Origin of the sequence: uncultured Methylobacterium sp., assembly GCF_964242245.1 — a bacterium.
GTDB lineage: Bacteria > Pseudomonadota > Alphaproteobacteria > Rhizobiales > Beijerinckiaceae > Methylobacterium.
This window is the reverse complement of the sequence record NZ_CAXTBY010000003.1, coordinates 106,996-113,248: the sequence shown is the minus strand read 5'-3', so window position 1 is coordinate 113,248 and position 6,253 is coordinate 106,996. Positions and strand designations below refer to the sequence as shown.

The 6,253-nt window shown below is 70.0% G+C and carries 4 protein-coding genes and 1 pseudogene; all 5 read left to right on the top strand.

Annotated elements, in window-relative coordinates; genetic code table 11:
- Positions 1-365: pseudogene (locus ACFE8Y_RS01710) on the top strand (photosynthetic reaction center subunit L); the annotation flags it as partial.
- Positions 366-431: 66 nt separating this feature from the next.
- The gene (gene pufM / locus ACFE8Y_RS01705; RefSeq protein WP_375462646.1) at positions 432-1,412 is read left to right on the top strand and encodes a photosynthetic reaction center subunit M; all 981 of its coding nucleotides are present in this window, start codon (positions 432-434) and stop codon (positions 1,410-1,412) included.
- The gene (gene pufC, locus ACFE8Y_RS01700; protein ID WP_375462645.1) at positions 1,409-2,533 is read left to right on the top strand and encodes a photosynthetic reaction center cytochrome PufC; all 1,125 of its coding nucleotides are present in this window, start codon (positions 1,409-1,411) and stop codon (positions 2,531-2,533) included. The genes pufM and pufC overlap by 4 nt, the downstream gene beginning before the upstream one ends.
- 542 nt (positions 2,534-3,075) lie before the next feature.
- Positions 3,076-4,848 carry a type I secretion system permease/ATPase gene (locus ACFE8Y_RS01695; protein WP_375462644.1) on the top strand — a complete coding sequence of 591 codons (1,773 nt, stop codon included), beginning with the start codon at positions 3,076-3,078 and terminating at the stop codon, positions 4,846-4,848.
- A gap of 2 nt (positions 4,849-4,850) precedes the next feature.
- On the top strand, positions 4,851-6,203 hold the full coding sequence (locus ACFE8Y_RS01690; RefSeq protein WP_375462655.1) for an HlyD family type I secretion periplasmic adaptor subunit: 1,353 nt from the start codon (positions 4,851-4,853) through the stop codon (positions 6,201-6,203).
- Positions 6,204-6,253: the final 50 nt, after the last annotated feature.

Sequence of the window (6,253 nt, the reverse complement as noted above, 5' to 3'; positions counted from 1 at the left end):
ACCTCGATTGGGTGTCGAACACCGGCTACCAGTACCTGCACTTCCACTACAATCCCGCGCACATGCTCGCCGTGACGTTCTTCTTCACGACGACGCTGGCGCTCGCCATGCACGGCTCGCTGATCCTCTCGGCCACCAATCCGGCCAAGGGCGAGCCGGTGAAGACGCCCGAGCACGAGGACACCTTCTTCCGCGACTCGATCGGCTACTCGATCGGCACGCTCGGCATCCATCGTCTGGGTCTGTTCCTGGCGCTGTCGGCCGGCTTCTGGAGCGCGGTCTGCATCGTCATCAGCGGCCCGTTCTGGACGCAAGGGTGGCCGCAATGGTGGGGGTGGTGGCTCAACCTTCCGGTCTGGCGCTGAGCGCCGGATCGTCCTTGCAAACATTCCACGTCGCTTGAAGAACGCTCTTGGAAAGGGCTCGGGCAGATGGCGTATTACCAGAACATCATAACCCAGGTGCAGGTCCGGCCGATCGAACCGGAGCACGGGGTGCCGGTCGCGGTCGACGCCCGCTGGGGCACGCCGTTCCACAGCTACCTGATGGGGCTGATCGGCAACGCCCAGGTCGGCCCGATCTACATCGGCTATCTCGGCGCGCTGTCCTTCGCCTGCGGCCTGATCGCCTTCGAGATCATCGGCCTCAACATGTGGGCCTCGGTGAACTGGGACCCGGTCCAGTTCGCGCGCCAGCTCCCCTGGCTGGCGCTGGAGCCGCCCCTGCCGAAATACGGCCTCAGGATCCTGCCGCCGCTGAACGAGGGCGGCTGGTGGCTGATCGCCGGCTTCTTCCTCACCGCCTCGATCCTGCTGTGGTGGCTGAGGCTCTACCGGCGCGCCGCGGCGCTCGGGCTCGGCAAGCACGTGCCGTGGGCCTTCGCCTCGGCGATCTGGCTCTACCTCGTGCTCGGCTTCATCCGCCCGATCATGATGGGCTCGTGGAGCGAGGCGGTGCCGTTCGGCATCTTCCCGCACCTCGACTGGACCGCGGCGTTCTCGCTGCGCTACGGCAACCTGTTCTACAACCCGTTCCACATGCTCTCGATCGTCTTCCTCTACGGGTCGACGCTGCTGTTTGCCATGCACGGCGGAACGATCCTCGCCTGTAGCCGCTACGGCGCCGAGCGCGAGATCGACCAGATCGTCGACCGCGGCACGGCGACGGAACGCGCTGCGCTGTTCTGGCGCTGGACCATGGGCTTCAATGCGACCATGGAATCGGTACACCGCTGGGCGTGGTGGTTCGCGGTGCTGACGACGCTGACCGGCGGCATCGGCATCCTGCTCACCGGCACCGTCGTCGACAACTGGTACCTCTGGGCGGTCAAGCACGGCGTCGCGCCGTCCTACCCGCAGGTCTACGGCCCGATCCTCGATCCCTCCAGCGTGGCGCCCGGGGTGAACCCATGAAAATCGTTCTCGCCATAGCCGGCGCCGTCGGTGCGCTGTTCCTGACCATCGCCATGTTCGCCACCGCCGGGTGGACACGCCCGCCGATGGTGACCGAGCAGACGGGTTTTCGCGGAACCGCCATGAACCTGATCCGCACCAAGGCCGGCAACGCCGCGCTCGCCGCGGCCAACGTCGCCCCCGAGCCCGCCGACCCGGTGGAGCCCGGCGGCGAGAAGGCCTCGGCGGTCTACGAGAACGTCAAGGTCCTGGGCGACCTCTCGGCCGACAACTTCAACCGCCTGATGGTCTCGATCACCGAGTGGGTGGCGCCCGAGCAGGGCTGCACCTACTGCCACAACACCGAGAACATGGCCGACGACACCCTGTACCAGAAGCGGGTTGCCCGGCGGATGTTCCAGATGGTGCAGCACATCAACAGCACCTGGAAGGAGAAGCACGTCCACGAGGCCGGCGTCACCTGCTACACCTGCCACCGCGGCCAGCCGGTGCCGAAGAACATCTGGTTCGAGAATCCCGGCCCCAACGCCAAGTCGGGCTTCATCGCGCGCAACAACGGGCAGAACATGCCGAGCGCCCAGATCGGCCTGAGTTCCCTGCCCTACGGCGTCTACGCCGCCTTCTACGCCCACAAGAACACCCCGGAGGACGCAATTCGGGTCAACGCCACCACGGCGCTGCCCGAGACCAAGGGCAAGCCGATCCAGGACGCGGAGAAGACCTTCGCGATCATGATCAGCATGTCGCAGTCGCTCGGCGTCAACTGCACCTTCTGCCACAACACCCGCTCGGTGGCGGATTGGAGCACGAGCACGCCCAACCGCGTGGGCGCGTGGCACGGCATCCGGATGGTCCGCGACCTCAACGAGGACTACATGCTGCCGCTGACCTCGACGCTGCCGCCAAACCGCCTCGGCGCGCTCGGCGACGTGCCGAAGATCAACTGCGCCACCTGCCACAACGGCGCCAACAAGCCGCTGAACGGCGCCCACGTGGTCGAGGCCTACCCCGAGCTCGCCGGGCCGGTCGCCTCCATCGACATGCCGACCGGCGTACCGGCACAGCCCACGGCCGCTCCGACGACCGACGATCCCACGGGACCGCCGGCACGCCTGCCCTGAGCCGCCCGCCGGGCCGGATCTCCGGCCTGCACCCGGAAAGAGGAAGGGCCGCCGGACACCCGTCCGGCGGCCCTTCCTCGTAAAGCGCGGGTCAGGGCTTGCGCAGGATCGCGACCGACCGACCGAGCGGCTGCCGCTTCATCAGGCGCGCGACGTAACGCTCGTAGTCCTCCACGAAGTGAACCTGGGCCATGACTGCGGATGTTCTCCCCGTTGGCCGACGTCAAGACTGACCCAGCGCTCGGACCTGTCGACGGACGCTTCGGCCCGGACCGTCGTGGCAAGGTCGATCCGGTCAAGCGGAATACGCGACGGCGACCTGAATTGACACAGCTCGATGGACCGGGGCGGCTCGACCGAGGCGCGCGGGCGCGACCCTGTGCGGAGGCACCGAAACAAGCGGCAAGGATGCACGTGGCCCCGAGCGTGGTCTTGCCGTCGACGCATTCGGACTGGCAAGGTCGCCACGGAAGCGCGCAGGTGCCACTGGGGACCGGCGTCGGCCGGTATCGGCCGGGCGCCTCCTGCGGGAGTGGAGTGTCATGCGGAGGCGGGACTCGGATGAGCTGATCGCCGCGCTCGCGTCGTGCCGGACGGCGTTCGTGGGCGTTGCGCTGATAAGCGGGCTCGTGAACGTGCTCTATCTCACCGGCTCGTTCTTCATGCTGGAGGTCTACGACCGGGTGATCCCGAGCCGGTCGGTGCCGACGCTGATCGGGCTGATAGCGCTGGCGCTGGTGCTCTACGCCTTCCAGGGGGTGTTGGAGGTGATCCGCTCGCGCATCCTCGCTCGAGTTGGGGCGGCCCTCGACGAGGCGCTCAGCGCGCGGGTGTTCGACGTCGTCGTGCGCGCGCCGCTCAAGGGGGCGGTGCCCGGCGACGGGCTGCTGCCCCTGCGCGACCTCGACCAGTTGCGCGCGTTCCTCGCCGGCACCGGACCGTCGGCCTTCTTCGACCTGCCGTGGCTGCCGATCTATGTCGGGATCTGCTTCCTGTTCCATCCGCTGATCGGCGCGGCGGCGCTCGCCGGCGCGGCCTTCCTCGCCACGGTGACGTTCTTCACCGACCGCGCCACCCGCAGGCCCGCCCAGGCCGCGACCGGGCACGCCCTGCGCCGCAACGGGCTGGCCGAGGCCGGACGGCGCAACGCCGAGGTGCTGGCGGCACTGGGCATGCAGGACCGGCTCCAGGCGCGCTGGGCCGCGTCCAACCGCGACTACATGGGCGCGCAGCAGCGCGCGTCGGACGTGGCGGGCGGCCTCGGCGCGATCTCGAAGGTCTTTCGCATGGCGCTGCAATCGGGGGTGCTGGCGCTCGGCGCGTGGCTCGTGATCAACGGCCAGGCGACGGCGGGCATCATCATCGCCTCGTCGATCCTGGTCTCGCGGGCGCTGGCGCCGGCCGAACTCGCCATCGCCAACTGGAAGGGCTTCGTCCAGGCCCGGCAATCCTGGACCCGGCTCGCGGAGCTGCTCGGACGCATCCCCTCGGGCGAGACGCGCCACACCCTGCCGACCCCGTCCCGGAGCCTCGTTGCCGAAGGCGTCAGCGTCGCGCCGCCCGGCACGCACCGCCTCGTCACGCAGGACGTCTCGTTCTCCCTGAAGGCCGGCCAGGGTCTCGGGGTGATCGGCCCGTCCGCGTCCGGCAAATCATCGCTCGCCCGTGCGCTCGTCGGGGTCTGGCCGGCCGCGCGCGGCAAGGTCCGCCTCGACGGCGCAGCCCTCGATCAGTGGGGAAGCTGCGAACTCGGCCTCCATCTGGGCTTCCTGCCGCAGGAGTCCGAGTTGTTCGCCGGCACGATCGCCGAGAACATCGCCAGGTTCGAGCCCGGCGCCGATGCGGGCCTCGTCATCGCCGCCGCCCGGGCGGCCGGCGTCCACGAGCTGGTCCTGCGCTTGGCCGAGGGCTACGACACCCGGATCGGCGAGGGCGGGGTGGGGCTCTCGGCCGGGCAGCGCCAGCGGGTCGGGTTGGCGCGCGCCCTCTACCGCGACCCCTTCCTCGTGGTGCTCGACGAGCCCAACGCCAACCTCGACAACGAGGGCGAGAACGCACTGACCCAGGCCATCCTCGGGGTGCGCGCCCGGGGCGGGATCTGCATCGTCGTCGCCCACCGGCCGAGTGCGCTCGCCGCCGTCGACCTCGTGCTGATGATGGCCGACGGGCGCGTCCAGGCCTTCGGTCCGAAGGACGAGGTGTTCAAGCGCGTGCTGCGCCCGGCGCCTCCGATCGCCGCGGAGCCGGGCTCGCCGCGGACGGTATCCCTGCCGGATGCGGACCGCGGCGCCCGCACCTACCAGGAAAGCGCATGACCATGCCCGCTCCCGAGATCGTGGTCGCGCCGATCGCGACGCCGCCCCTGCCGCCGCGCGACCGGGCGCAATCCTCGATCCGCCGCCACCTCGCGCTGGCCGTCGGCCTCGGCACCGCCCTCGTGGTCGGGGTCGGCGGCTGGGCCTCGCTCACCGACATCGCCGGTGCCGTGATCGCGCCCGGACAACTCGTGGTCGAGTCCGACGTCAAGAAGGTCCAGCACCCGACGGGCGGCGTCGTCGGCCAGTTGCTCGTGCGCGAGGGCACGCGGGTGAGGGCCGGCGACGTGCTGATCCGCCTCGACGAGACCCAGACCCGGGCCAGCCTCGACATCGTGCTCAAGGCGCTCGACGAGCTGACGGCGCGGCGCGCCCGCGACGAGGCCGAGCGGGACGACGCCGCCGCGGTGGTGTTTCCGCCCGAGCTGCTGGCCCGCAAGGAGGGCGACCCGTCCGTGGCCCACCTCGTCGACGGCGAGGCCCGCCTGTTCAAGGCCCGCGTCGCGGGCCGCGCCGGCCAGAAAGCGCAGTTGGGCGAGCGGATCGACCAGCTCCGCCAGGAGATCGGCGGCCTGACCCAGCAGGCGGCGGCCAAGGAGCGCGAGGTCGCGCTGATCAGCACCGAGTTGACGGGCGTGCGCGAGCTCTACGCCAAGAACCTCGTGCAGCTCTCCCGCGTCACGGCGCTGGAGCGGGAGACCGCGCGGCTGCAGGGCGAGCGCGGCCAGCTCATCGCGCAGACCGCCTCGACCCGGGGCAAGATCACAGAGACCGAGTTGCAGATCCTGCAGATCGACGGCGACATGCGCACGGAGGTCGGCAAGGATCTGGCCGAGATCCGCGGCAAGTGGTCGGAGGCGATCGAGAAGCGGGTGGCCGCCGAGGACCAGCTCAAGCGGATCGACCTGCGCGCGCCGCAGGACGGCACCGTCCATCAGTTGACCGTCCACACCATCGGCGGCCTCGTCACGCCCTCCGAGCCGGCGATGCTGATCGTGCCGTCGGCCGACGACCTCGCGGTCGAGGTGCGTATCCAGCCGCAGGACATCGACAGCGTGCGCCTCGACCAGCACGCCGTCCTGCGGTTTGCCGCCTTCAACACCCGCACCACGCCCGAGATCGACGGGACGGTGTCGCGCGTGTCGGCCGACGTCAGCACCGATGCGAAGACCGGCGCGAGCTACTACACCGCCCGCATCCTCGTGCCCGAGGGCCAGCGCGACCGCCTCGGCACGGTCCGCCTCGTCCCCGGCATGCCGGTCGAAGCCTACCTCCAGATCGGTGAACGCTCGGTGATGAGCTACCTGATGAAGCCGCTGACCGACCAGATCGCCAAGGCGTGGCGCGAGAGGTGAGCGCGATGGGCCGGGGAGGCGGATCGGCGGATCACCTTGCCTCGCGGCAA